At 63.8% G+C, this 22,109-nt stretch carries 17 protein-coding genes; 8 read left to right on the top strand and 9 right to left on the bottom strand.

Going from position 1 to position 22,109, the window contains the following annotated elements; genetic code table 11:
• The first annotated feature begins 6 nt into the window (after window positions 1-6).
• Window positions 7-1,065: a uroporphyrinogen decarboxylase gene (hemE, locus tag MIN45_RS02615; RefSeq protein ID WP_286293191.1), complete on the top strand. Its 1,059-nt coding sequence runs from the start codon at window positions 7-9 to the stop codon at window positions 1,063-1,065.
• Window positions 1,062-2,528, top strand: coding sequence for an SLC13 family permease (locus tag MIN45_RS02610; RefSeq protein WP_286293190.1), 1,467 nt, complete (start codon window positions 1,062-1,064; stop codon window positions 2,526-2,528). Before hemE ends, MIN45_RS02610 begins: the two co-directional genes overlap by 4 nt.
• On the opposite strand, the gene MIN45_RS02605 is transcribed toward MIN45_RS02610, so the two are convergent.
• From MIN45_RS02605 to MIN45_RS02595, 3 genes are read right to left on the bottom strand one after another with little or no spacing between them, the layout of a single operon-like run.
• Window positions 2,525-6,649 carry a DEAD/DEAH box helicase gene (locus MIN45_RS02605; RefSeq protein ID WP_286293189.1) on the bottom strand — a complete coding sequence of 1,375 codons (4,125 nt, stop codon included), beginning with the start codon at window positions 6,647-6,649 and terminating at the stop codon, window positions 2,525-2,527. The two genes, MIN45_RS02610 and MIN45_RS02605, sit on opposite strands and share 4 nt — an antisense overlap.
• A 46-nt stretch (window positions 6,650-6,695) precedes the next feature.
• A complete protein-coding gene (locus MIN45_RS02600; RefSeq protein WP_286293188.1) occupies window positions 6,696-7,658 on the bottom strand; it encodes a hypothetical protein in 963 nt (320 codons plus the stop codon).
• A 4-nt stretch (window positions 7,659-7,662) separates the two neighbouring features.
• Complete coding sequence (locus MIN45_RS02595) at window positions 7,663-8,574, bottom strand: sulfotransferase domain-containing protein (protein ID WP_286293187.1); 912 nt, start codon at window positions 8,572-8,574, stop codon at window positions 7,663-7,665.
• Window positions 8,575-8,758: 184 nt separating this feature from the next.
• On the opposite strand from MIN45_RS02595, the gene MIN45_RS02590 reads away from it, so the two are divergent.
• The 3 genes from MIN45_RS02590 (at window position 8,759) to pntB (ending at window position 12,993) form a co-directional block, all read left to right on the top strand.
• Window positions 8,759-9,835, top strand: coding sequence for a mitochondrial fission ELM1 family protein (locus MIN45_RS02590; protein ID WP_286293186.1), 1,077 nt, complete (start codon window positions 8,759-8,761; stop codon window positions 9,833-9,835).
• A 179-nt stretch (window positions 9,836-10,014) separates the two neighbouring features.
• Window positions 10,015-11,586 carry a Re/Si-specific NAD(P)(+) transhydrogenase subunit alpha gene (locus MIN45_RS02585; protein WP_286293185.1) on the top strand — a complete coding sequence of 524 codons (1,572 nt, stop codon included), beginning with the start codon at window positions 10,015-10,017 and terminating at the stop codon, window positions 11,584-11,586.
• Between the two features lie 12 nt (window positions 11,587-11,598).
• The gene (gene pntB / locus MIN45_RS02580) at window positions 11,599-12,993 is read left to right on the top strand and encodes a Re/Si-specific NAD(P)(+) transhydrogenase subunit beta (RefSeq protein ID WP_286293184.1); all 1,395 of its coding nucleotides are present in this window, start codon (window positions 11,599-11,601) and stop codon (window positions 12,991-12,993) included.
• A gap of 45 nt (window positions 12,994-13,038) precedes the next feature.
• Here pntB and MIN45_RS02575 read toward each other — a convergent pair whose 3' ends face one another.
• Both MIN45_RS02575 and MIN45_RS02570 read right to left on the bottom strand, forming a co-directional pair.
• Entirely contained in the window at window positions 13,039-13,806 is a 768-nt protein-coding gene (locus MIN45_RS02575; RefSeq protein ID WP_286293183.1) for a Nif3-like dinuclear metal center hexameric protein, read from the bottom strand.
• A 3-nt stretch (window positions 13,807-13,809) separates the two neighbouring features.
• A complete protein-coding gene (locus MIN45_RS02570) occupies window positions 13,810-15,189 on the bottom strand; it encodes an integron integrase (protein WP_286293182.1) in 1,380 nt (459 codons plus the stop codon).
• Between the two features lie 103 nt (window positions 15,190-15,292).
• On the opposite strand from MIN45_RS02570, the gene MIN45_RS02565 reads away from it, so the two are divergent.
• The 3 genes from MIN45_RS02565 (at window position 15,293) to MIN45_RS12410 (ending at window position 17,575) form a co-directional block, all read left to right on the top strand.
• Window positions 15,293-16,240, top strand: a complete 948-nt coding sequence (locus MIN45_RS02565; RefSeq protein WP_286293181.1) for an HNH endonuclease signature motif containing protein — start codon at window positions 15,293-15,295, stop codon at window positions 16,238-16,240.
• A 79-nt stretch (window positions 16,241-16,319) separates the two neighbouring features.
• Entirely contained in the window at window positions 16,320-16,772 is a 453-nt protein-coding gene (locus MIN45_RS02560) for a hypothetical protein (RefSeq protein WP_286293180.1), read from the top strand.
• A gap of 560 nt (window positions 16,773-17,332) precedes the next feature.
• Window positions 17,333-17,575: a DDE-type integrase/transposase/recombinase gene (locus MIN45_RS12410; RefSeq protein WP_422732669.1), complete on the top strand. Its 243-nt coding sequence runs from the start codon at window positions 17,333-17,335 to the stop codon at window positions 17,573-17,575.
• Window positions 17,576-17,604: 29 nt separating this feature from the next.
• Here the strand turns inward: MIN45_RS12410 and MIN45_RS02550 are convergent, their stop codons facing one another.
• From MIN45_RS02550 to MIN45_RS02535, 4 genes are read right to left on the bottom strand one after another with little or no spacing between them, the layout of a single operon-like run.
• On the bottom strand, window positions 17,605-19,386 hold the full coding sequence (locus MIN45_RS02550) for a M48 family metalloprotease (RefSeq protein ID WP_286293179.1): 1,782 nt from the start codon (window positions 19,384-19,386) through the stop codon (window positions 17,605-17,607).
• The gene (locus MIN45_RS02545; RefSeq protein ID WP_286293178.1) at window positions 19,383-20,240 is read right to left on the bottom strand and encodes an anti-sigma factor; all 858 of its coding nucleotides are present in this window, start codon (window positions 20,238-20,240) and stop codon (window positions 19,383-19,385) included. Before MIN45_RS02545 ends, MIN45_RS02550 begins: the two co-directional genes overlap by 4 nt.
• A 40-nt stretch (window positions 20,241-20,280) precedes the next feature.
• On the bottom strand, window positions 20,281-21,102 hold the full coding sequence (locus tag MIN45_RS02540; protein WP_286293177.1) for a sigma-70 RNA polymerase sigma factor region 4 domain-containing protein: 822 nt from the start codon (window positions 21,100-21,102) through the stop codon (window positions 20,281-20,283).
• Between the two features lie 7 nt (window positions 21,103-21,109).
• Window positions 21,110-22,096, bottom strand: coding sequence for an alpha/beta fold hydrolase (locus MIN45_RS02535; protein ID WP_286293176.1), 987 nt, complete (start codon window positions 22,094-22,096; stop codon window positions 21,110-21,112).
• Between the last annotated feature and the right edge of the window lie 13 nt (window positions 22,097-22,109).

Here is a 22,109-nt window from a genome sequence, read left to right as displayed (position 1 = left end):
CCATTCATGCCTGAATCCTTCGTCTTCATCGACGCCCTGCTGCGTCGTCCCGTGCCCCGCACCCCGGTCTGGTTCATGCGCCAGGCCGGCCGCTATCTGCCCGAATACCGCAGGGTGCGCGAGCAGGCCGGCAGCTTCATGAACCTGTGCACCAATCCGGAACTGGCCTGTGAGGTCACCTTACAGCCGCTGCGCCGTTTCCGTCTCGATGCGGCGATCCTGTTTTCCGACATCCTCACCATTCCCGACGCCATGGGGCTGGGCCTGTCCTTCGCCGAGGGGGAGGGGCCGCGCTTCGCCCGGCCCGTTCGCAGCGAGGCCGACATCGAGCGCTTGCCCCGCATCGATCCGGAAACCGACCTGGGTTACGTCATGGAGGCGGTGCGTCTGATCCGCCGGGAACTGAACGGCAGGGCGCCGCTGATCGGCTTTTCCGGCAGCCCCTGGACCCTGGCCACCTACATGGTGGAGGGCCGGGGCAGCCGCGACTTCAGGCAGGTCAAGACCCTGCTCTACGATCGTCCCGATCTCATGCGGCGACTGCTCGACAAGCTCGCGGAGGCGGTGGCCGACTATCTCAACGCCCAGATCGCCGCCGGCGCCCAGGCGGTGATGCTGTTCGACACCTGGGGCGGGGTGCTGCCCACCGAGGATTACCGCGACTTCGCCCTGGCGGCGGCCCGCAAGGTGCGCGAGCGCCTGCAGCTGGGCGCCGGGGAAAGCCGGGTTCCGGCGATCCTGTTCACCAAGGGCGGCGGGCAGTGGCTGGAGCTGCAGGCCGAAACCGGTTTCGACGCCCTGGGGCTGGACTGGACCTGCGATCTCGGCCAGGCCCGCCGCCGGGTCGGGGAGCAGGTCGCTCTGCAGGGCAATCTTGATCCCATCACGTTGTACGCCTCGCCGACCACCATCCGGGAACGGGTCGGCCGCATCCTCGAAAATTACGGGTCGGGCAGCGGCCATGTCTTCAACCTGGGGCACGGCATCCTGCCGGACGTGAACCCCGACCACGTCACCGCGATGGTCGAGGCGGTCCACGAACTGAGTCCCGCCTGGCACCGGTGAAGCCCTACCGGCTGCTGCTGTCCGCCGCGGTTTTCGCCGCCCTGTGGTGGGGGGTGGAACTGGGCCGTCCCGAAACCGGGGCGATGGCGGCGGTGGCCGGACTGATGGCCTGTCTGTGGCTCACCGAGGCCATCCCGCTGGCGGTCACCGCGCTGCTGCCGCTGGTGCTGTTTCCGCTGCTGGGAATCGCCGCCACCAAGGCGGTGGCGGCCAAATACATGAACGCCACCGTGTTCCTGCTCCTGGGCGGCTTTCTCATCGCCCAGGCGCTGGAACGCTGGCAACTGCACCGCCGCATCGCCCTGGGCGTGCTGGGGGTGTTCGGCGGCAGGCCGGTGGCGGTGCTGGCCGGCTTCGTCTGCGCCACCGCCTTCCTGTCCATGTGGATCTCCAACACCGCCTCGACCCTGGTGATGCTGCCCATCGCATCGGCGGTGCTGTCCCGTTTCGAAGCGTTGCTGCCTGCCGAACAGGCCCGGTGTTTCGCCGTCGCCCTGCTGCTGGCGCTGGCCTACGCCGCCTCCCTGGGCGGGGTCATGAGCCTGGTGGGCAGTCCTCCCAATCTGGTGTTCGCACGCCTGTATCAGGAAGCCACTGGCGTCGAGGTGGACTTCCTGCGCTGGACGCTGGTGGGGCTGCCGGTGGGCGCGACGCTGCTGGCGGTGCTGGTCGGCTATCTGGCTCTGGTCTATCTGCGCCGTCTGGAGTCCGGCGTGGACCTGGCCGGGGTGGTGGCGGCGGAGCGGGCGGCCCTGGGGCCCATGGGCCGGGAGGAGAAGGCCGTGGCCGGGGTGTTCGCCGCCACCGCCCTGTTGTGGCTGACCCGCAAGGGCGTCACCCTGGGAAATCTCCGTCTGCCGGGCTGGCAGTCCTGGCTGCCTCACGGCGGAATGGTGGACGACGGCACCGTGGCCATCGCCATGGCGGTATTGCTGTTTCTCCTCCCCGCCCGCCGGGAGGACGGCGGCCGCACCACGCTGCTCGATGCCACCGTCTTTTCCCGTCTGCCCTGGGGGGTGGTGATCCTGTTCGGCGGCGGTTTCGCCCTGGCGTCCGGGTTCGTCGACAGTGGCCTGTCGGCCTGGCTGGCGGCGCGTCTGGGGAATTTCGCCGGGATCGGGCGCCTCGGGGCGGTGACCCTGATGGCCGCCGGCATGACCTTCCTCACCGAGCTGACCTCCAACACCGCCACCACCCAGCTGGTGTTGCCGCTGCTGGCCTCCCTCGCCCGGGTGTTGCACCTGGAGCCGGTGTGGCTGATGCTGCCGGCGGCCCTGTCGGCCTCCTGCGCCTTCATGTTCCCGGTGGCCACGCCCCCCAACGCCATCGTCTTCGCCAGCGGCCGGCTGGCCATCGGCGACATGGTGAAGACCGGCCTGCTCCTGAACCTGGTCGGCATTGCCGTGGTCGTGGCGGTGACCTCGGGCTTGATTCCACTGCTGTTCGAGGAGGTGGGCGGCTAGGCCGGCTCGCCGGTGCGGTCCAGGCCGGGCAGGATGCCGGTGACCAGGGCGAGGGGATCGCCGGCGCCGGGCGCGGCGGGCGTTGTGTCCTCCGTCGTCCGGCGCAGCAGCGTCACCGCCTCCGGCAGGGCGAACTGTTCTCCGAACTGGCCGGCGACGAAGCGGCCGCCGCGGATTTCTCCCTGCGCCTCCAGACGGCGGTAGACCCGGACCAGCTCCAGCCACGGCGGCATGGCGGCTTCCCTGGCGGCCAGGGCACGGAAGACGACACCGTAACGGCGCAGCAGGACCCGGGCGCGGTGTTCCACCGCATCGGCATCCGTCCCGGCCGGGCGCAATCGCTGCCAGCGGCCGGCGTTTTCCAGGCCGGAAAGCAGGCGGCGGTAGCGGCGTTTTTTGGCCTCCGGCAGCAGCAGCGCCCGCAGCCCCTCGAAGCTGTCGCAACTGACCTGCCCCTGGGCGGCCAGTTCCGCCAGGGCGTCCTCCAGCCGGCTCGGCAGCAGCCGGGTCAGTTCCTGGAGTTCGTCGAAGAACAGGGCGCCCTCCCGGGTCAGGGTTTCCAGCACCCGCAGGGCGGGGAGCGACAGGGAGGCGGGGCGGTCGGATTCGAGCCACAGAGTCAGGCAGCGGCGCGGCAGGAAGGCGACGGGCAGCCTGCGCACCGGGGTGCGTCTGCCGTTCGGGGTCAGGCGGGCCCAGACGAAACGGCCCGACTGACACAGGCGGTCGAGCCAGGCCGGGTCGTAGTCCGGCAGGCGGGCCGGCAGGAGAATCCGTTCCCACACCGGCGCCGGCGCCTCGAAGCCTTCCAGCTGTTCCAGGATGGCCTTGAGGGCGTCGGGGCCGCGCAGCCGGGTGTCGGGATGAAGGTGCTGCCAGCGCCGCAGAAAGGCCAGGAAACGGGCGGACGGCACCGGCTCGATCTCGGCCCGCAGTTTTCGCAGGGTGAGGCGGTGGATGCGGGCCAGCAGCCCCCGTTCGCACCAGCCGTAATCGCCCTGAAGCGCGCTGCCTTCCTGTTCCAGCCGCAGCAGGGCCTGTTCCACGGCTGCCGCCCCGATGCCGGTTTCCGAGGCCAGTTCGTCGGCGGTGACCGGGCCGGTGATGCCAAGGCGGGCGCGGACGATGGCGGTCAGGGCTTCCTCCGGTTCCCAGGTTTCGGCCGCCAGCTCCGGCGGCAGTGGCGGAAGCGGTTGGGGCGCTTCCGGAGAGATCGACCGCCAGCGGGGCCAGTGCTCGGCGGCGATCCAGCGCGGTCCCAGGCGGCAGGCGCGCCCGGCGGCCTGGAGTTCGGTCAGCCAGGGGCGCCAGCCGGGCTCGATCTCCGTATCCAGCAGGTAGCCGCAGGCCAGGAGGGCGTCGAGCAGCTCCTCGGTGTCACGGGGCTGGGGCCGGGCCTCGGCGCGGACCCGTTCGATGGCCTGGGGATCGAGGCGGGCCAGGTCGCCGGCCTCGGCCGGGTCGAGCCAGCGCCGCTGGGAGACGGCCCGCACCCGCCGTTCCTCCAGGGGGGCGCCGTCGAGGAAGGCGTACACCCGCGCCCCCACCATTTCCGCCGCCAGGGGGGAGGGCTCCACGGTCTCCCGCGCGACCACCTCGATGGCGCCGGTTTCGATGCCGCGCAGGACGGCCTCCAGACCCTCGACGTCCATCGCTTCCTGCAGGCAGTCGTCGATGGCCTGCCGCACCAGGGGGTGATCGGGGATCTCCCGGTCGCCCTGGATGTTTTCCAGGCAGGCGAGCTGGTCGGGGAACACCGCGGTGACCAGGTCTTCGGCTTCCATGCGCACCAGATAGGGCGGGGTGCGTTTGCCGGCGCGGAAGCGACGCACCGCCAGGGAGATGGTCGCCACCGCGCGCCAGCGGGCGGTGAACAGGGGGTTGTCGAAGACCGCCTGGGTGAGCAGGTGGCGGACGCTGGCACTGCTGAGAAACGCCTTTACGCTTTCCAGGGGAAAACTTTGGCCGGATCCCAGCGACAGCAGCAGGGCGTCCTCGGTGGCGGCGGCCTGGAGCTCGAAGTTGAAACTGCGGCAGAAACGTTTGCGCAGGGCCAGGCCCCAGGCGCGGTTGAGGCGGCTGCCGTAGGGGCTGTGGATCACCAGATGCAGGTCGCCGGCTTCGTCGAAGAAACGCTCCAGGACGATGCGCTCCCGGGTCGGCATGGTGCCCAGGGCCTTGGCGGCGGCGGTGAGGTAATCGACGACCTGGCGCACGGCTTCGGGATTGACCTGGAGGCCGATTTCCGGTTCTGAGGTAGGTGAGGTGGGAGGGCGGTTCTCAGGGACGCCGTGAACCCTTCCCTGGGGGCTCAGATCGCGGTCATCCGGGCCGCGAACGCCCTGAGACCCGTCCTCCCGCCTCACCTCCCAACCACCCATCCATATTTCCTCCCGCAGCCGCGACACTGCGTTGGCCAGCACTGCGCTGCGTCCCGGGGCTTCGCCGAACCAGAAGGGAATGGTGGGCGGCTGGCCCTGGGCATCCTCGACCCGCAGGCCGTCCTTTTCCAGCCGCAGCACCCGCCAGCTGCTGTTGCCGAGCTGGAAGATGTCGCCGGCGAGGCTTTCGATGGCGAAATCCTCGTCCACGGTGCCGATGACCTCGCCGGAGGGTTCCAGGATGACGCGGTAGTCGGCGGTGTCGGGGATCGCCCCGCCGCAGGTGACCGCGGTCAGGCGGGCGCCGCGGCGGGGTCGGAGGCGTTTCTGGATGCGGTCGCGGTGCAGGTAGGCGCCGCGGCGCCCGCGGGGGGTGGCGTAGCCTTCGGCGAGCATGGCGACGACCTGATCGAAGGTTTCCCGGGGCAGATCGCGGTAGGGGGCGGCGCGGCGCACCAGGGCGTAGAGGTCGTCCTCGGAAAAGTCTTCCATCGCCACCGCGGCGACGATCTGCTGGGCCAGCACGTCCAGATGCGGGCGGGCGATGGCGCAGGTTTCCAGTTCGCCGCGGCGCACGGCGTCGATCAGGGCCAGGGCGGTGACCAGCTCGTCGCGGGTGGTGGGGAACAGCCGCCCCTTGGGACGGCGGCCCGGGCCGTGGCCGGCGCGGCCGACCCGCTGCAGCAGGGTGGCGACCGAGTCGGTGACGCCGAGCTGGCACACCAGGTCCACGTCGCCGATGTCGATGCCCAGTTCCAGGGAGGCGGTGGCCACCAGGGCTTTGAGCTGCCCGGCCTTGAGCCGGTTCTCGGCCTCGAGGCGCTGTTGGCGCGACAGGCTGCCGTGGTGGGCGGTGACCTGGTCCTCCCCCAGGCGCTCGCTCAGGGCGCGGGCGACCCGTTCCGCCTGACGGCGGGTGTTGACGAAGATCAGGGTGGTGCGGTGGCGGCCGATCAGCTCGGCCATGCGGTCGTGGATGGATCTGGCCGCTTCCTGGGACAGCACCGCCTCCAAGGGCAGATCCGGCAGTTCGATGTCGAGGTCGAGCCGGCGCAGGTGGCCGGCATCGATGAGGGCGCAGTGCTCCAGGGGGATGCTCCCCAGAAGGAAACGGGCCACGGTTTCCAGCGGCCTTTGGGTGGCGGACAGGCCGATGCGGGTGAATTCGTGCCCGGTCAGGTGCCGCAGGCGCTCCACGGACAGGGCCAGATGGGCCCCGCGCTTGTCGGCGATGATCGCGTGGATCTCGTCGACGATGACGGTCCGGACCGTGCTGAGCATGCGTCGGCCGCCGTCGGAGGTGAGCAGGATGTACAGGGATTCCGGGGTGGTGACCAGAATGTGGGGCGGGCGTTTGGCCATCGCCCGGCGGGCGGCGGGGCTGGTGTCGCCGGTACGGCACTGGGCGCGGACGGGGGAAGCCGGGGACAGCTGCTGCTGGATGGCCTGCAGGGGCTGGTTCAGATTCTTCTCCACGTCGTGGCTCAGGGCCTTGAGGGGAGAGACGTAGAGCACCTGGACCGAATCGGCCAGGGTGCCGGCCTCGGCCCGGCGCACCAGATCGTCGATGGCGGCGAGAAAGGCGGCCAGGGTCTTGCCGGCGCCGGTGGGGGCGGCGACGAGGGCGTGGCGGCCGCGGCTCAGCGCCTCCCAGGCCTGCAGCTGGCAGGAGGTGGGGGCGGTGAACGTCCTGCGGAACCAGGTGGAGACGGCGGGATGGAAGCGGTGGGGGAAAGGCATGGCTGCGACAGGCCGCCCCGGGTGTCCGGGGCGGCGTCCGGCCGGGTCAGGCCGCCTGCTGCAGATTCCAGCCCAGGTTGAGCGGATCGCCCGGCGGGCCCAGGGGCGGGGTCTTGTCGAGCACTTCGAAAGCGTCGTGGCGGATGTGGTTCTGGGCCATTTCCTCCCGCAACAGTTCCTCGGTGACGATGCCCTTTTCCAGACATTCCTTGAGCAGGCCGAAGAAGAAGCGTTCCTGGTTGCGGTCGGGATGGCGCACGTAGCGGCCCAGCAAGGCGTGGTCGCCGAGCAGACGCCGGCGGGCGCGCATCAGCCAGCCGATGGGCGGGAACAGGCGGAAGCGATCCGCCGGGGTCCAGTCGATGGGAAGGCCCGTCTTCCAGGGCTGGGTGAGACGGCGGGTGTTGTGGAGCAACTTGGTGGTGGGGGTCAGCCTGTCGAAGTCGTTCCATTCCGGCTCGAACAGGCCGATGCTGTCCTTGGGCTCCTTGCGCAGGCCGATCCAGTCCATGTAGTCGAGCTTGAAGTCGAACATGGCGCGGAACCGTTCCTCGCAGCGCCAGTGGGTCAGCTTGGCGTTGTCGAGCAGCATGACGCTGGAGGCGTAGCATCGGTCGAGCCACCATTTGGGGCCGGAGCGGGGCCGGCACAGGATCGCCTTGCCCTGCATGTCGCGCGACAGCAGTTCCCACACGTCGCCGACGGCGAAGATGTCGGGATCGACCACCACCGCCCGGCCCCGGTAACCCATCAGCTCCGGCGGCATGAAGCGCAGCGGGGTGAAGGACTGGAGGTCGTCGTTGCGCCAGATGCGCTCGACCCCGTCGCGCAGGAAGGGTTTGCCTTCCATCTCCTGGAAGAAAGGGTAATCCTTGTGGTGGATGATGCGCACGTCGAACTTGTCGGGATTCGCCGAGTTGCGCTTCATCGAATACTGGGCCACCAGGGCGCCGATCCACTGCTTGTGGTTGGTGTGGACGAAGACGCAGTAGTCTTTGGTTTCGCTCATGGGGTCACCTCGCTTCGGTATAGCCGTAGACCGGATCGAGCCGGCTTTCCACCAGTTCGTCGATCCGGGCCACCTGCTCGTCGTCGAAATAGTCGCGCCAGCCGCCCACCTTGGCGCGCCGGACCTTGTAGGAGTTGGGGTTGGACTTGTCCTTGGGGACCATGCGGCTGCCGCTGAGCCAGAATTTCTTCTCCTGCTCCAGCTTGCGCATGTTTTCTACCGAGGCGTAGTCCACCGCGTCCCGGATTTGTTCCTCGGTGCCGGGAGTGCCGAGAAATTCCGTCAGGCGCCGCAGCTGGCCGGGGGTGTCGGCGCGCAGGTCCTCGTAGCGCACCAGCAGGAATTCCTCGATCTTGGGCATCTCCCGGGCCCACAGGTTCAGGAAGTCGATGATCTTGGGAAGGCCTGCGGTTTCGTGCATGACGAAATCGTACAGGGAGATGTCGGCCCCGTGGGGCGGGTACTGATTGAGCTTCTTCTTCGCCGGGCGCATGCGGAATTTCCACTGGAAGAACTGGGACACGGCCACGTCGCGGGGATCGCGGGCCAGCAGCACCACCTTGTGGCCGTAGTAGTCCTGCTTGGAATTGCGGTGGCCGGTGTAGTCCTTCAGATAGTTGTCGTGGGTGAAGAACAGCTTGGGGATGGCCGGGTCCTTGCGGTGCAGGTTGTCGAAGCCGATCAGCTGGTCGCCGGGCAGGCCGTGCCGGGTTTTGTAGAAACGCGACAACATCACCCGAAGCCAGGTGCGGCCGCTTTTGCCGTAGGAGACGATGACCGCATCGCAAAGGCGCAGTTTGCGCGCCTCCTCCCTGCCGCGCAGATAGCGCTCCAGAGCGATCTTGCGTGCTTCCGGGAGGAAGAAGGCCAGTTTCAGGGTCAGTTGCCGGGAGAGGATTTTCCAAAGGTTGTACATGGGCCGTCGGGTTCGGGTTGAGGAAATTTCGGATAGACTGTAGTGGATTTGCAAAAAAAATACAATTTGTTGTTTTTTGTCTGCTATACTCTCTACCGCCTCCTTAAGCGACAAGGGAATGATGGGGTAAACGGTGATGAGACGCCAGTCACAATCGGCTGCCACGGTCGCGCCACGGGTTTGGGTGCTGTTGAATCACCGTGCCGGTGAAAACAATCAGATCCTGGCGTTGGCCGAAGCGCTCGGCTGGCCGTTCGAGGTCAAGCGTTTTACCTACCGCCGGGGGGTTCCCTATCTGCTCCTCGGCGCTTCTCTTGCCGCCATCGACCGCCTGCGCTCCGACCCGCTCACCCCGCCGTGGCCGGACCTGATCGTTTCCGCCTCCGCCCGCAACGAGGCCATCTGCCGCTGGATTCAGCGCGAGGCCGCCCGCGACGGCCACCGGGTGCGGCTGGTCCATATCGGTAGACCGTTCAACCGCCTCGATCGTTTCGATCTGGTGATCACCACCCCCCAGTACCGCCTGCCGCGGCGGCCCAACGTGCTCCACAACTCCACCACCCTGCACCGGGTGATGCCGCAGCGGCTGGCCGGGGAGGCCGCCCGCTGGCAGGATCGGCTCGCCCATTTGCCCGGGCCGAAGGTGGCGGTGCTGATCGGTGGTTCCAGCGGCCCTTACGTGATGGATGCCGCCGCGGCCCGGGAGCTGGCGCGGCAGGCCCAGGCGCTGGCGGCGAGCAAGGGGGGCAGCCTGCTGGTGACCACCAGCGCCCGCACCCGCCGCGGGGTGCTGGAGGCGTTTCTGGAAAACGTCGAAGTGCCCGTGTACGCCTATCAATGGCGCCGCGACGATCCCGACAACCCCTATTTCGCCTATCTGGCGCTGGCGGACGAAATCGTGGTGACCTGCGACAGTCTGTCCATGTTGACTGAAGCCTGCGCTACCGGCAAGCCCGTCCATCTGTTCGATCTGGAGGCGGTTCGTCGTCCCCTCTGGGACTGGCATCCCCAACGCCTGCGGGCGGCGCTCTATCGCTGGGCCATGGACTGGCTGCCCAAGCGTCTGACCCGCGATCTTTCCCTGGTCCACCGCCAGCTGGTGATCGAAGGCCGGCTTGTCTGGCTGGGGGAGACGGCCCGGCCCGTCACCCCCTTGAATCCCCCGTCGCTGACCGACATCGAGCGGGCGACGAGACGCGTCCGCGCCCTGTTTCGGGAACAGCCCCGGATTCAACCGCTGCTGAACGCCGCTTTTTCCTGACGCCTTCCACCTTTACCCGGCCCTAGGAAGCCCTGCAAAAGCGAATCGATAGGCGCTGAGCGTCTGCCATTTGCCTGCTTGACCTGCTTTCCCCTTTGTGCCTACGATGGCGCCTGATCTTCGCCGTCGGCGGGATCGTTTGCGACCAAGAACAAATACCAAAGGGGAGAGAGAACGTCATGAGAATCGGGGTACCAAGAGAGGTCCACGAGGGGGAGCGCCGGGTGGCGACGACTCCCCAGGTGGCCGAGCAATTGCGAAAGCTGGGATTTACGGTTGCCGTCGAGAAGGGCGCCGGGGAAGCGGCCAACTTCCCTGACGATGCCTATCGTGAGGCCGGGGCGGAAATCATCGACGACGCCCGCCTGCTGTGGGCCGAATCCGACATCGTCCTCAAGGTCCGCCCGCCCGAGATCCATCCCTTCTGCGGCCCGGAAGTTGAGCTGCTGCGGGAAGGGGGGACGCTGATCGGCTTCGTCTGGCCGGCCCAGAATCAGGCGCTGTTGCAACAGTTCGCCGCCAGGAAGGCCACGGTGCTGGCGATGGACTGCATTCCGCGCATCTCCCGCGCCCAGAAGATGGACGCCTTGAGCTCCATGGCCAACTGCGCCGGCTACCGGGCCGTGATCGAGGCCGCCGAGCATTTCGGCAGCTTCTTTACCGGTCAGGTGACCGCCGCCGGCAAGGTGCCCCCGGCCAAGGTGCTGGTCATCGGCGCCGGGGTGGCCGGGCTGGCCGCCATCGGGGCGGCGGTGGGCATGGGCGCGATCGTGCGCGCCTTCGACGTCCGTCCCGAAGTGCGCGACCAGGTGGAAAGCCTGGGCGCCGAATTCCTCCAGGTGGAAATGGACGACGAGGCGGTCAAGACCGAAGGGGGATACGCCAAGGAGGTCAAGGAGGAATTCATCAAGAAGGAGATGGAGCTGTTCGCCCGCCAGGCCGAGGAGGTGGACATCATCATCACCACCGCCCTGATTCCCGGCAAGCCGGCGCCGACGTTGATCACCGCCGGCATGGTGGAATCGATGAAGACCGGCAGCGTCATCGTCGATCTGGCCGCCGAGCAGGGCGGCAACTGCGAACTGACCGAGCCGGGCAAGGTGGTGAAGAAGTACGGGGTCACCATCGTCGGCTACACCGACCTGCCCAGCCGCATGCCCACCACCGCCAGCCAGCTCTATGCTACCAACCTGCGCCATCTGCTGGGCGAGCTTTGTCCGGAGAAGGACGGCATCATCCACGTGAACATGGACGACGTGGTGATCCGCAGCGCCACCGTGGTCAAGGAAGGCCAGATCACCTGGCCGCCGCCACCGATTCCCGTCTCCAAGGAAGAAAAGAAACCGGCCACGCCGCCGCCGGTGAAGGAAAAGAAACCGGAGGCGGAAAAGAAGCGGATTCCGCAGGAATGGATCACCCTGGGGTTGATGGCCCTGGCCGGCCTGGGACTGTACGGCCTGGGACTGGTGGCGCCGCCGGAGTTTCTGTCCCACTTCACCGTGTTCGTGCTGGCCTGCTTCGTGGGCTACATGGTGATCTGGAACGTCACCCCGGCGCTGCACACGCCGCTGATGAGCGTCACCAACGCCATTTCCGGCATCATCGTCATCGGTGCCCTGATCCAGATCTCGTCACCGGGCATCGTCCTGAAACTGCTCGCCTTCGTCGCGGTGCTGATCGCCAGCGTCAATATCTTCGGCGGTTTCTGGGTGACCCAACGCATGCTCGGCATGTTCAAAAAAGGACAATAAAGGAGGTGTGACATGCCAGAGAGCGTCATTATCGTTTCCTACATCGCCGCGACCATTCTGTTCATCCTCGCCCTCAAGGGCCTGAGTCACCCGGAAACCGCCCGCATGGGCAACCTGTTCGGCATCGTCGGCATGGCCCTGGCGATCATCGCCACGGTATTGTCGGAGCGGGTGAACGCCTACGGCCTGGTGATCGCCGCCATGGCCGTCGGCGGAGCGGTGGGCATCTACGTGGCCCGCAAGGTGCAGATGACCCAGATGCCGGAGCTGGTGGCCATCCTCCACAGCCTGGTGGGCCTGGCGGCGGTGCTGATCGGTTATGCCAACTATCTCGATCCCACCGCCGCCTTCGAAGGGGTGGCCAAGACCATCCACGAGACGGAGATCTATCTCGGAATCCTGATCGGGGCGGTGACCTTCACCGGCTCGGTGATCGCCTGGGGCAAGCTGTGCGGCAAGATCTCCGGCAAGCCGGTGCTGCTGCCGGGACGGCATTGGATCAACCTGGCGTTGCTGGCGGCGGCGATCCTGCTGGGCAAGTGGTTCCTCAACGCCGAGAGCATCGGGATCGGCCTGATCCCGCTGATCCTGATGACCCTCATCGCCTTCGCCTTCGGGGTGCACATGGTGATGGCCATCGGCGGGGCGGACATGCCGGTGGTGGTGTCGATGCTCAACAGCTACTCGGGCTGGGCGGCCTCGGCCACCGGCTTCATGCTCTCCAACGACCTGCTCATCGTCACCGGCGCCCTGGTGGGGTCCTCCGGGGCCATCCTCAGCTACATCATGTGCCGGGCGATGAACCGCAACTTCCTCAGCGTCATCGCCGGCGGTTTCGGCACCGAGGGCGGTGCGGGCGCTGCCAAGGTGGAAGGCGAGGTGCAGGCCGTCGACCCGGAAGAGGCCGCCGCTCTGCTGGAAAACGCCAAGAAAGTCATCATCGTGCCCGGCTACGGTATGGCGGTGGCCCAGGCCCAGTACGTGGTCGCCGAGATCGTCAAGACCCTGCGGGAGAAGGGGGTGGACGTGCGCTTCGCCATCCATCCGGTGGCTGGAAGGATGCCGGGGCACATGAACGTGCTGCTGGCCGAGGCCAAGATCCCCTACGACATCGTCTATGAAATGGACGAGATCAACGAGGAGTTTCCCGAAACCGACGTAGCGGTGGTCATCGGTGCCAACGACATCGTCAATCCGGCCGCCGAAGAGGACCCCGACAGCCCCATCGCCGGCATGCCGGTGCTGGAGGTCTGGAAGGCCAGGACCTGCATCGTCCTCAAGCGCAGCATGGCCACCGGCTATGCCGGCGTGGACAATCCCCTGTTCTTCCGCGACAACACCCGGATGCTGTTCGGGGACGCCAAGGACAGTCTGGAGAAGGTGCTCGGCGCATTAAAGCAGTCATAGCCTCTCAACGCCGGAACGCAAAAGCGTTGTGTTCCGGCGTCCTTTTCAGGCCGGATTGTCGCAGGGCAGATAGACGCATTCCACCGGAAAGCCCGCCTGCACCCTGGCCATCAGATCCTGGATGCCGAACCGTTCGGTGGCGTGGTGACCGCCGGCGAACATGTGGATGCCCGCCTCCTGGCTTTCGTGCCAGTCGTGCTCGCTCATCTCCCCGGTCAGGTAAGCGTCCAGCCCCGCCGCCAGGGCCTGACGCCATTCGCCGTTGGCGCCGCCGGTGATGATGCCCAGGGTGCGGATCGGGGCCTTTGGATCGGGGGAGGCGAGCAGAACCGGGTGATCGAGAATCGCCTTCAGCCGTTGCCGCAGCGCCGTTGGCCGGCAGGGCTCGGGCAGTTCCCCCTGGACGCCGGTGCTGACTCCCTGATAATCCCCGAAGGGTTCCCAGCCGCTCATCCCCAGGCGCCGGGCCAGGGCGGCGGCGTTGCCCACCTCGAGGTGGGCGTCGAGCGGCAGGTGGTAGCCATACAGGTTGACCTCGTTCCTGACCAGGGGGAAGACCCGGCGGGCGAAGGGGCCGGTCAGGGGGCGGGGGCCGTGGAACTTCCAGAACAGGCCATGATGGACCACCAACGCCTGGGCGCCGGTTGCCACGGCCGCCTCGGCCGATCGCACCGTGGCCGAGACGGCGAAAGCGATCCTTTCGATGCTTTCACAGCCCTCGATCTGCAGGCCGTTGGGGCCGTAGTCCGGGAACCGGTCCGGTTGCAGCAGTTCTTCGAAGAAAGCCGTTAGGTCGTCGCGCCGTATCGCCATCGTTCAGAAATCCGCCGGGCTGATCACCGGCGGCAGGCCGGGTTTGTTGAGCACGTGAGTATAAATCATGGTGGTGGAAACGTCCGCATGCCCGAGCAGTTCCTGCACCGTGCGGATATCGTAGCCGGCCTCCAGCAGGTGGGTGGCGAAGGAATGGCGCAGGGCGTGGCAGTTGACCCGTTTGGGAATGGCGGCCAGCCGGGCGGCTTTCTGGATCGCCTTTTGCAGCGTGTTCTCGTGGATGTGATGGCGGCGCCGCTGGCCGGAGCGCGGGTCGTGGGACAGACGGCTGGAGGCGAACACGTACTGCCAGCGCCAGTCGGTGGCGGCATTGGGATACTTGCGCGCCAGCGCATCGGGCAGATAGACGGATACCGGACCTTCGATCCGGTCCTGCTCGAACTGACGGCGGCGGATGTCCAGGTGCTGGCGCAGGGCGTCACGATAGCGCTGCGGCAGGGGAACGACCCGGTCCTTGCGTCCCTTGCCGTCGCGCACCACGATCAGCTGGCGTCCGAAATCCACGTCCTGTACCCGCAGGCGGATCAACTCCATAAGGCGCATTCCGGTGCCGTACAGCAGCCCGGCCATGAGCTGCGCCAGCCCTTCCAGTTTGTCCAGCAGGCGGGCGACTTCATCACGGCTCAATACCACCGGCAGGCGGCGACCGCGTTTGGCAGGGCGAAACCCCTCGCCCAGATCCAGCTCCTGCGCCAGCACGTGCCGGAAAAAGAAATTGAGGGCGTTCAGCGCCTGCCGCTGGGTGCTTTGGGAAACCCGCTTTTCCAGCGCCAGATGGGACAGGAATGCGCTGACATCTCCAGCCCCCAGCGCCTCCGGCGGACGGCCGGTGAAGGCGAGAAAACGCAGTACCCAGTCCCGGTAAGCCGCTTCAGTGCGAATGGAATAGTGCCGGGTGCGCAGGATTCTGACCATCCGGACCACTGCCTCGCGGGCCGCCTCCGGCAAATCCTCCGGCTGCACCGCTTTGCGCAACAGCGTCTCAGGCGGCAGCTCACGGGCCAGTGTGGGGTGATCCTGGGAAATCGCTTTTCCCATTTCAGCCCAATAGTTCCAGTCAATCGTCATTGCCTGGCGATTGCCTGCCAACTCCACCAGCAGCAGACGGATCGCGTCCACTTTCTGACGCAACTGCCAGTCGCCCCGGGTGTTGCTGGCTAGCCGGGCCAGATAATCGCCCAGCTCGTCGTGCCCGATTTCCCGAAGCCTGCGCCCGGGGAAAGCAGCCAGAAACGCCTCGACGTGACGGACGTACCACCGCCGGCAGCGCTCCGGCACCTGATGCCGTTCCAGTAGATCGAGATAGCGCTGCCAGTTGGAATAGGGCTTGACAGGGATGCTTGACTTGGAACTTTTTCGCATGCTAGGGTCGGTCATGCCGATGATGGTAGGGGACTAGACAGAGTCTGTCTAGTCTTGATGACATAGATTCTGTCTATTTCACTGTTAGGCATTTTTATACGAAATGAACACGACAAGAAAATCCGTTCCACCTAGCTTGAAGACCACCATACTTTATAAATCTGCATTTACATGTTGTGTATGTCGTGAAAAAGGGGAACCTGTTGAGATTCACCATATAGATCAAAATCCTTCCAATAATGCTGAGAATAATTTAGTTGTTCTATGTAAAAATTGTCACGATGAAGCGCATACTAAGCATTCTTTATCTCAAAATCTCACGCCTGAAAGATTGAAAAAATTTAAGAAGAAATGGGAAGAAGAAGTTAAAAAAAGAGCATCGTATGCAATGTTGCCTGGCAATAATTTAGATCAAGCGATGTGGACTTTTATCAATCATCAAAAACTTCCTTTATTATTTAAGAAAAACAGAATTAAATTTAGGAATCATCTTTTTGAAGAACTCAAGTCGCAAAAAATAATGACAGAGGAGGGAATTCTAAATTTTCAAAATAATGAAGTAAAAAAGTCCGATTATGTCACAATTTATGATCACTTTCGATGGGATATTGCTCAAAAAATTCACTATGTTTATATGTATGCCATAGACGATTTAATTTTGAAATATGCGCCTATCGAGCTTGGAGCTATCTGGACAAAAAAAGAAATTAAAAATTTAATAAAGCCAGGTGCAATATGCTATTGTATGCGAGGATTTATTTTTAAAAAAGGACCGGTCGAAAATGGGATAGCAAATAGAGAAGCATTTGCCAGTTCCAAGAATATTGTAATTAGGTTTATCGCTAGCACATTTCATATGTACGGGGTTTCATCTTATACAAATACTTTTTTGGGTAGTAGTTTTATTGCGGCGCTACTATTAATTAAAAATATTTTTAAAGAACAAAAGAAATTGATTTTAGACGCAACTCCACTCGCTTTAGGAGCTGGGTTTATTGGTGATTATTATAATACACCTTATCCTCTTAAATATACATGGGCAAAGAGGTAACAATTTGCCTAACAATAGGGTGCACTTGACCGCCAATCCGCTGCGCCCTTCGGGCTTGCGTCTTGTCGGCAAGTGACCCATGACGTTAGCATTTTCATCAGGCATGAAGGTCAGGAAATTTAGTAAATATTTATTGTCATTTGAAATTGGTTTCTTTGTATTGCTCATTACAATCCTGTATTTGTTAGGAGCGTCTGTGGTAATATGGGGTGCTTATTCCTATCCAAGCCTTGGGAGCACAGTCCTTGTAATATTGTTATTGTTAAGTGGAATTTCAATTTATTCTATTTGGCATTTAGGTTACAGAATTCTATATATTAAAGAGCATGATGTTTTGCAATGTAAATGGAACTGGCGCTTCATATTTATGGGGGCTTTTATATCAGTGTTGTCACTTATCTCAAATAACATTCCTATTGAAAATGAGTATTCCGAATGGGGTTCATTTTCAATCGATTTTAATAATTTGGTGTTAGGTCTGCCATTGTTTTTAGTGGCTGCTCATATACGCTATGAAGCTACCAAATGCTAACAAATCATTCCACTTGACCGCAAAAAGCGTTGCTCCTATCGTCGCTCTGCTTTTTGCGTCAAGTGAATTCAATCGTTTCCCCAAGAGGAGCTATCCTTTGTTCCATGCCTGGGATGTTCTGAGCGAGCTGATGGCAGAGTCCCAGGCCGGAAAGACGACTCAAGCTTGACGGACGAGGAGGAAGCCTGGGTCTCTCGTTTCCACAAGAAAGCCCGCACCACGCCCGAGATCCGCCGGGAGATCCAGAACTCCAAGCTGCCGGCCACGGTCCTGGCCAAAAAATATGGGGTTCACCGTCATACCATCCGCAAGTGGCGCCAGCGCGATTCGGTCGAGGACGCCTCGCACCGGCCCCATCGCATCCATGCCACCCTAACCCCGCAGCAGGAAGCGATCGTCGTCTGTCTGCGCGAAACCCTGCTGTTGCCCCTGGACGACCTGCTGGCGGTCGTTCATCGCTTCATCCATCACCGAGATGTCCCGCTCGGCCCTGGACCGGCTGCTGCGTCGCCATGGCCTCTCCAATCTCAAGGAACTGATCGCCGCCCGGGAAGGGGAAGATGCCGGATGAAACCCGGGGCCGTTATCTTTTCGTCGCCATCGACCGGGCCACCCGCTGGGTCTACCTGGAAATCCATCCCACCAAGGAAGCCAGGGTCGCCGCCGCCTTCCTCGAGCGCCTGATCGCCAAGGCTCCCTTCACAATCACCAAGGCCCTAACCGACAACGGCAAAGAGTTTACCGACCGCTTCTCCGCCTCGGGAAGCGTGAACCGACCGGCCGCACCTTCTCACGGAGCTTGACAATCACACGGGACCCAATAGATAGAGGGTTACCGGGAGATCCACCAGGCTTCGCGGGGATGGCCGTCACGGAGCAACACCGCCCAGTTGTTGCAGGTGACCACGGTTCCCTGGAAAATCCGCCGGTGGTGCAGCGGCCGGGGACAGGCACGGGCGACTGCTTGTTCGCTGCTCGGTAGGCCGGTGCGGGTCACCTGCAGCTGAAGATACTGATCCATTTCCATCACCTCCGCGGTGTGATGGGGTGCCCGGTGGATGAAGCCATAAAGCTTGGCCCGGAACCAGTCGAAGGGAATCGACTCCCAGCCGGCGAACAGGCGGGCGCGAAGGGAAGGGGTGACCAGGGTACCGCCAGCCTGCGGGATCGGCCATGACCAGGGTAAAGGGACGTTCCTACCGGCCGGTGGGGTGGTCAGGCACTGGGGTTGAGGCTGGACCCGCTGGTGGCGGCAGACCTGTTCCCGGATGAAACGAGGCAAACGGGGGACGAGGGTGGCCAGCTGATTCCAGTGTTGGTCGGCGTCGCTGTTGCGAGGGCGTATATCCAACAGCCGGGCCAGGTTGTAACGCCAGGCCGGTGGCATGTCGGCACGGGTTTCCAGTCGTTTGACCGCTGCGGACCACAAATCGATGTCAGCATCGCTTTGCTCGTAAAGCGCCAGTGCATCCAGCATCTGGGCCTGCCAATCGTCCGGTGCGAGCCTTAACGCCTCGGCCAGTACGGCCCGGGCTTGATGGGGGCGGCCAAGGTAGAGTTGAACGGTGGCCAGATTGATGCGGGCGGGCAGGTAGTCGGGGGCGGATTCTGTGGCCCGCTTCAGATAGTCGGCGGCATCGCGCAGGTAGCCAGTCGCCGTCCCGTTCAACGGGAAGTGCTTCAGGAAACGGTATTCGTCTTCAGGGAGCCCGGCCCGGGTCCGGGGCATGCGGGTGTCCAGATCAAGCAGGAACGGCAGCCAGTAGAAGTGCGCCTGCCGGGGCGGCATAGCCTGGCGGGCCTGCTGCAGGGCGCAGAAGCCCAGGTCGTTGAGCACCGCAGGGCCTGGGAACACCTGTTGGAATTCCCGCAGGAAGTAGATAGCGTCGCTACAACGGCCGAAGTGGGCGAGGCGTGCCCCCATGTCAAAGAAGGCGACTTTCTCCTGCAGCATGCGCAGGCGTTCCCGCAGCAGGGCGGCCCGATCTTCCGGGAAGGGATGGGAGGCGCTGATACGGGCCTGGGTCTGCTGCATCCAGAACGTGAAGAAATCGGTCTTGGTATCGTTCCGCTCCAGCAGAAGGTGGACGGGATAACCGGCCATGGCGGCGTAGATGTACCCTTTGTCGTCGGCGGCCAGTTCCTTTTCCCGGACCTCGAAGTTCTGATCCAGGAAATGCGCGATGCGTTGGGTGTCCGGCGAATCGGCCAGAAACCGCTCCACCTCTTCGTGCCAGTAGTCGTCGTGGGCCAGATGGGCCAGCTCGTGGCCGAGAACGAAGGCGAGGCGGGTGCGGGCCAGATTCTCGTCGGCCTGTTTGAAGCACAAGGTCACCGCCTTGCGAGACAGAACGATGTGGCCGCTGGGCAGGGCGATGGCCCAGGCATTGGTGTCGCCGCCGATCACCACCAGCCTCGGGGTCCGGTGGCGGGACTGGTCGGCGGCGGCCCGTACCCGTTCGAACACCCGATAGGCGATGGCGATTCGAGGATCGTCTTCCGGTGTGAGTGCGCCGTAGCTTTCCACATAGAAATCGATGCTGTCCTCGGTGGGGACGGCGGCGGCCGTCCCTGCCGCCAACAGCCCAGTCAGGGTCAGGAGGATAAGAATCAACCTTGCCATCGGCCGATGATCAGGCGCAGTTTGCGTTGCAGACGGGTCCGCTGGGCAGAGCCCGGCGCTTCGGCCAAAGCTTCCATCATGGTCTGGACTTCGCGCAGGTCCGCCAGGGCCTGATCCCGCTGGGAGGATGGCGGCAGTTTCCCAAATTCCGCCGCCAGGCTTTGGCCGTATTGCTGGAATACTTGCCAGACATTCGGATCGGAGTCTTCCTTCTGAGTCATGGCCCAGGCCAACAGCAGCCATTGGCCCAAGCTGCGGTAGGCCCGTTTCTCCGGTGTGTCGTGGGTTTCGTCCCTCAGGTCCACCTGGTTGGGATGTTCGATCCAGAAGCGGGCGTCTCGCAGCCCCTGGGAGACTGCGTCCTTGGCCGGATCGACCGCTGTGTCGTTGAAAGCAAACGGTGCTTCGAGGCGCGGGAGTCGGTCGTAAGGGATTTTATGTCCCTTGGGCAGAGCGGCGATGATTTGGCGGGGCGGCCATTCGCCTGCCATCGGCTGCTGGACCAGTACCACGGCCACCGCCAAACCGGCGGTCACGGCCACCGTCAGGGGGATGAGCCAGGGGCGGGGGCGCAGGCGCTCCCACAAGCGCTGCCACCACGCAGGCCGATGGATCGGCGTCTCTTCCGGTTGGGCTTCTTCCAGGGCGGCCGCGCTGTGCAGCCATTCCTGATAGCAGCATTCGCAGCGGTTCAGATGGGCGAGGACCGCCTGCCGCCGGGAGGAAGGCAGGCGCTGTTCGATGAAGGCTGCCAGCACTTCCGGCGGCGGATGGTGGTCTTCGGTTTCCTCCCGGCGGGTGGCCGCCAGGCCCAGCAGGCTGATCAGCCGTTCGTTTTCTTTCATAGGGGCGTTTTCGTTCATCGCATCGATTCAGAGTTAAGAATTAAAGGATGCCGGCCGCTTCACAAGCTTGTCTGAGGCGGGTCAAAATTTTGTTAAGGCGCTTGTATGGATCGCCCTTGATTCCCAGCAGTTTGGCGATCTGGGCCATCTTCATGCCCTCGCAGAAGCGCAACCGCAGCAGCAAACGCTCTTCATCGCTCAGTTCCAGATGGGTCTGCAGCTTTTCCAACAGGGGGCGGGCCTCATCAGGCAGGTCGCCCTCTCCGCGGATGTAGCTCTCCAGGGCTTCCAGCAGCGCCCGGGGGTGGGGTTCCAGTTCCGCTTCCGGTGTGGGCGCCTCGCTGGCCGGTTCGGCGATATGGTCGATGGCGATCCCCTGGCTGTCCTGATAACGGTGCCGGGGCGGGCAGTGGCCGATGACCTCGGAGACGATACGTTCCAGGGTGGTGCGGTCCCGGTCCGGGTGGTTGGTTTCCAGGAGAGAGACGGCTTCCTGACGCTCGAAACGATCCAGGATCAGGATGCGATAGGCCTCCCGCCAGATCGGATCTTTCTTCTCGGTCAGCCACTTGGGGGGGCGCTGATGGCCATATATTTTGCGCACGTAGTCGGTCATCAGGCGGCCGGTCAGCACGCCGAGAAACGTGGTGAACTTTCCTTTGCCTTCCCAGCTGCGAATGCGGTGCCAGCCCTCTTCCTGGAGCTTTTCCAAGACGAAGTCCAGGGCCAGGTGGGCCGTGTTGTCGTCGTTGGGGAAACGGCGTCGGGCCAAGTGTTGCAACAGGTCCCAATGGCTGAAGACCAGGTTGCGGGCAGCTTGTTCGGACAGAGGGAAGCGCAGTTCCGGGATGGGTGTCGTCATTGCTGTTTCATCCTGCAGGTTCCTGGGGGGGCAAGGCACTGCTGCCGGATGAAGGGCCTGTACACAGATCATGACCGGGATTCCTTTGGTCGTTGTTGTGATTACCCTTCATGCACGGACATTGCTCCTGTTTTTTGCCGGTTCGAGGTACCAGTGTCGTGGCGGCGGTCACGACGGCACGCCATATTTCCTCCGCCGGGCAGCCGTGTCTCATGCCGGGAGCGATCAGAAGGCGGGCGTTCGGCTGGCGTGCCGCCTCGGTGGCTATCAAGTCTGCCGGGATATTATCGTCCAGTTGGCCGGCGATATGAATCTGAAAAATGTCATCGGGCAAGGGCGGCTGGCGCGCGGGGTCCAGAGAACCCGCCAGAAGGCTGTATCCATGCAGGCGGCGCCATGCGGCCACGTTCAGATTTCCCGCCAGCGTGATGACGCCGATCACGGAGGGCAGGCGGGCGGCCAGCAGCATGGCCAGCGTGCCGCCACCGCTGTAACCCACCAGGATGACAGGTCGGCGGAAGTCATCCGTCAGTGCCTGCAGAGCAGCCTTCATGCTGGCGACGACGGTGGGTGCGTAACGGTCTTGGGTCCACAGGAGGGGATGGCAGCCTGGCGCCTGGGCCTGTCCGTGGTAGCAGGGGCGGCCCAGATAGACCACGTTCTCCGGGGTTTCGGCCATCCGGGTCAGCAGGCAGCTGTGCGGGGGGGTCGGCTCGCGGGCGACGCGATCGCTGGACAGCCAGGCCAGACCGTCTCCTTCGAGAAAGACCCATAACGGTTCCGGATCGCCGTCACCGGAGGCGCGAAAGTAGATCCGGTGGCGGAATCCGGAACCCTCAACCCAGCCGCTGTGGAATCTCAGTTTTTCCGCCTGGCGGTCGAGCCGGGCGTAACGAGGGTTGCAGCCGCTGCAACCGATGCTGGCGAGGATGATCCAAGGGAGTATGATGGCTCTGAGGATGGATTGTCCCGCCGGAAGTACGTCCTTATTCATATGAAGGCGAATT

It is taken from the genome of Methylomarinovum tepidoasis (assembly GCF_030294985.1).
In the GTDB taxonomy this organism is placed as follows: Bacteria; Pseudomonadota; Gammaproteobacteria; order Methylococcales; family Methylothermaceae; genus Methylohalobius; species Methylohalobius tepidoasis.
The sequence above is the reverse complement of the archived record's forward strand: the minus strand, read 5'-3'. Positions and strand labels throughout refer to the sequence as shown.

Coding starts and splice junctions, on each gene's coding strand:
- hemE (WP_286293191.1), top strand. CDS start 7: ATGCCTGAATCCTTCGTCTTCATCGACGCCCTGCTGCGTCGTCCCGTG.
- MIN45_RS02605 (WP_286293189.1), bottom strand. CDS start 6,649: ATGCCTTTCCCCCACCGCTTCCATCCCGCCGTCTCCACCTGGTTCCGC.
- MIN45_RS02600 (WP_286293188.1), bottom strand. CDS start 7,658: ATGAGCGAAACCAAAGACTACTGCGTCTTCGTCCACACCAACCACAAG.
- MIN45_RS02595 (WP_286293187.1), bottom strand. CDS start 8,574: ATGTACAACCTTTGGAAAATCCTCTCCCGGCAACTGACCCTGAAACTG.
- MIN45_RS02585 (WP_286293185.1), top strand. CDS start 10,015: ATGAGAATCGGGGTACCAAGAGAGGTCCACGAGGGGGAGCGCCGGGTG.
- pntB (WP_286293184.1), top strand. CDS start 11,599: ATGCCAGAGAGCGTCATTATCGTTTCCTACATCGCCGCGACCATTCTG.
- MIN45_RS02575 (WP_286293183.1), bottom strand. CDS start 13,806: ATGGCGATACGGCGCGACGACCTAACGGCTTTCTTCGAAGAACTGCTG.
- MIN45_RS02570 (WP_286293182.1), bottom strand. CDS start 15,189: ATGCGAAAAAGTTCCAAGTCAAGCATCCCTGTCAAGCCCTATTCCAAC.
- MIN45_RS02565 (WP_286293181.1), top strand. CDS start 15,293: ATGAACACGACAAGAAAATCCGTTCCACCTAGCTTGAAGACCACCATA.
- MIN45_RS02560 (WP_286293180.1), top strand. CDS start 16,320: ATGACGTTAGCATTTTCATCAGGCATGAAGGTCAGGAAATTTAGTAAA.
- MIN45_RS12410 (WP_422732669.1), top strand. CDS start 17,333: ATGCCGGATGAAACCCGGGGCCGTTATCTTTTCGTCGCCATCGACCGG.
- MIN45_RS02545 (WP_286293178.1), bottom strand. CDS start 20,240: ATGAAAGAAAACGAACGGCTGATCAGCCTGCTGGGCCTGGCGGCCACC.
- MIN45_RS02540 (WP_286293177.1), bottom strand. CDS start 21,102: ATGACGACACCCATCCCGGAACTGCGCTTCCCTCTGTCCGAACAAGCT.
- MIN45_RS02535 (WP_286293176.1), bottom strand. CDS start 22,096: ATGAATAAGGACGTACTTCCGGCGGGACAATCCATCCTCAGAGCCATC.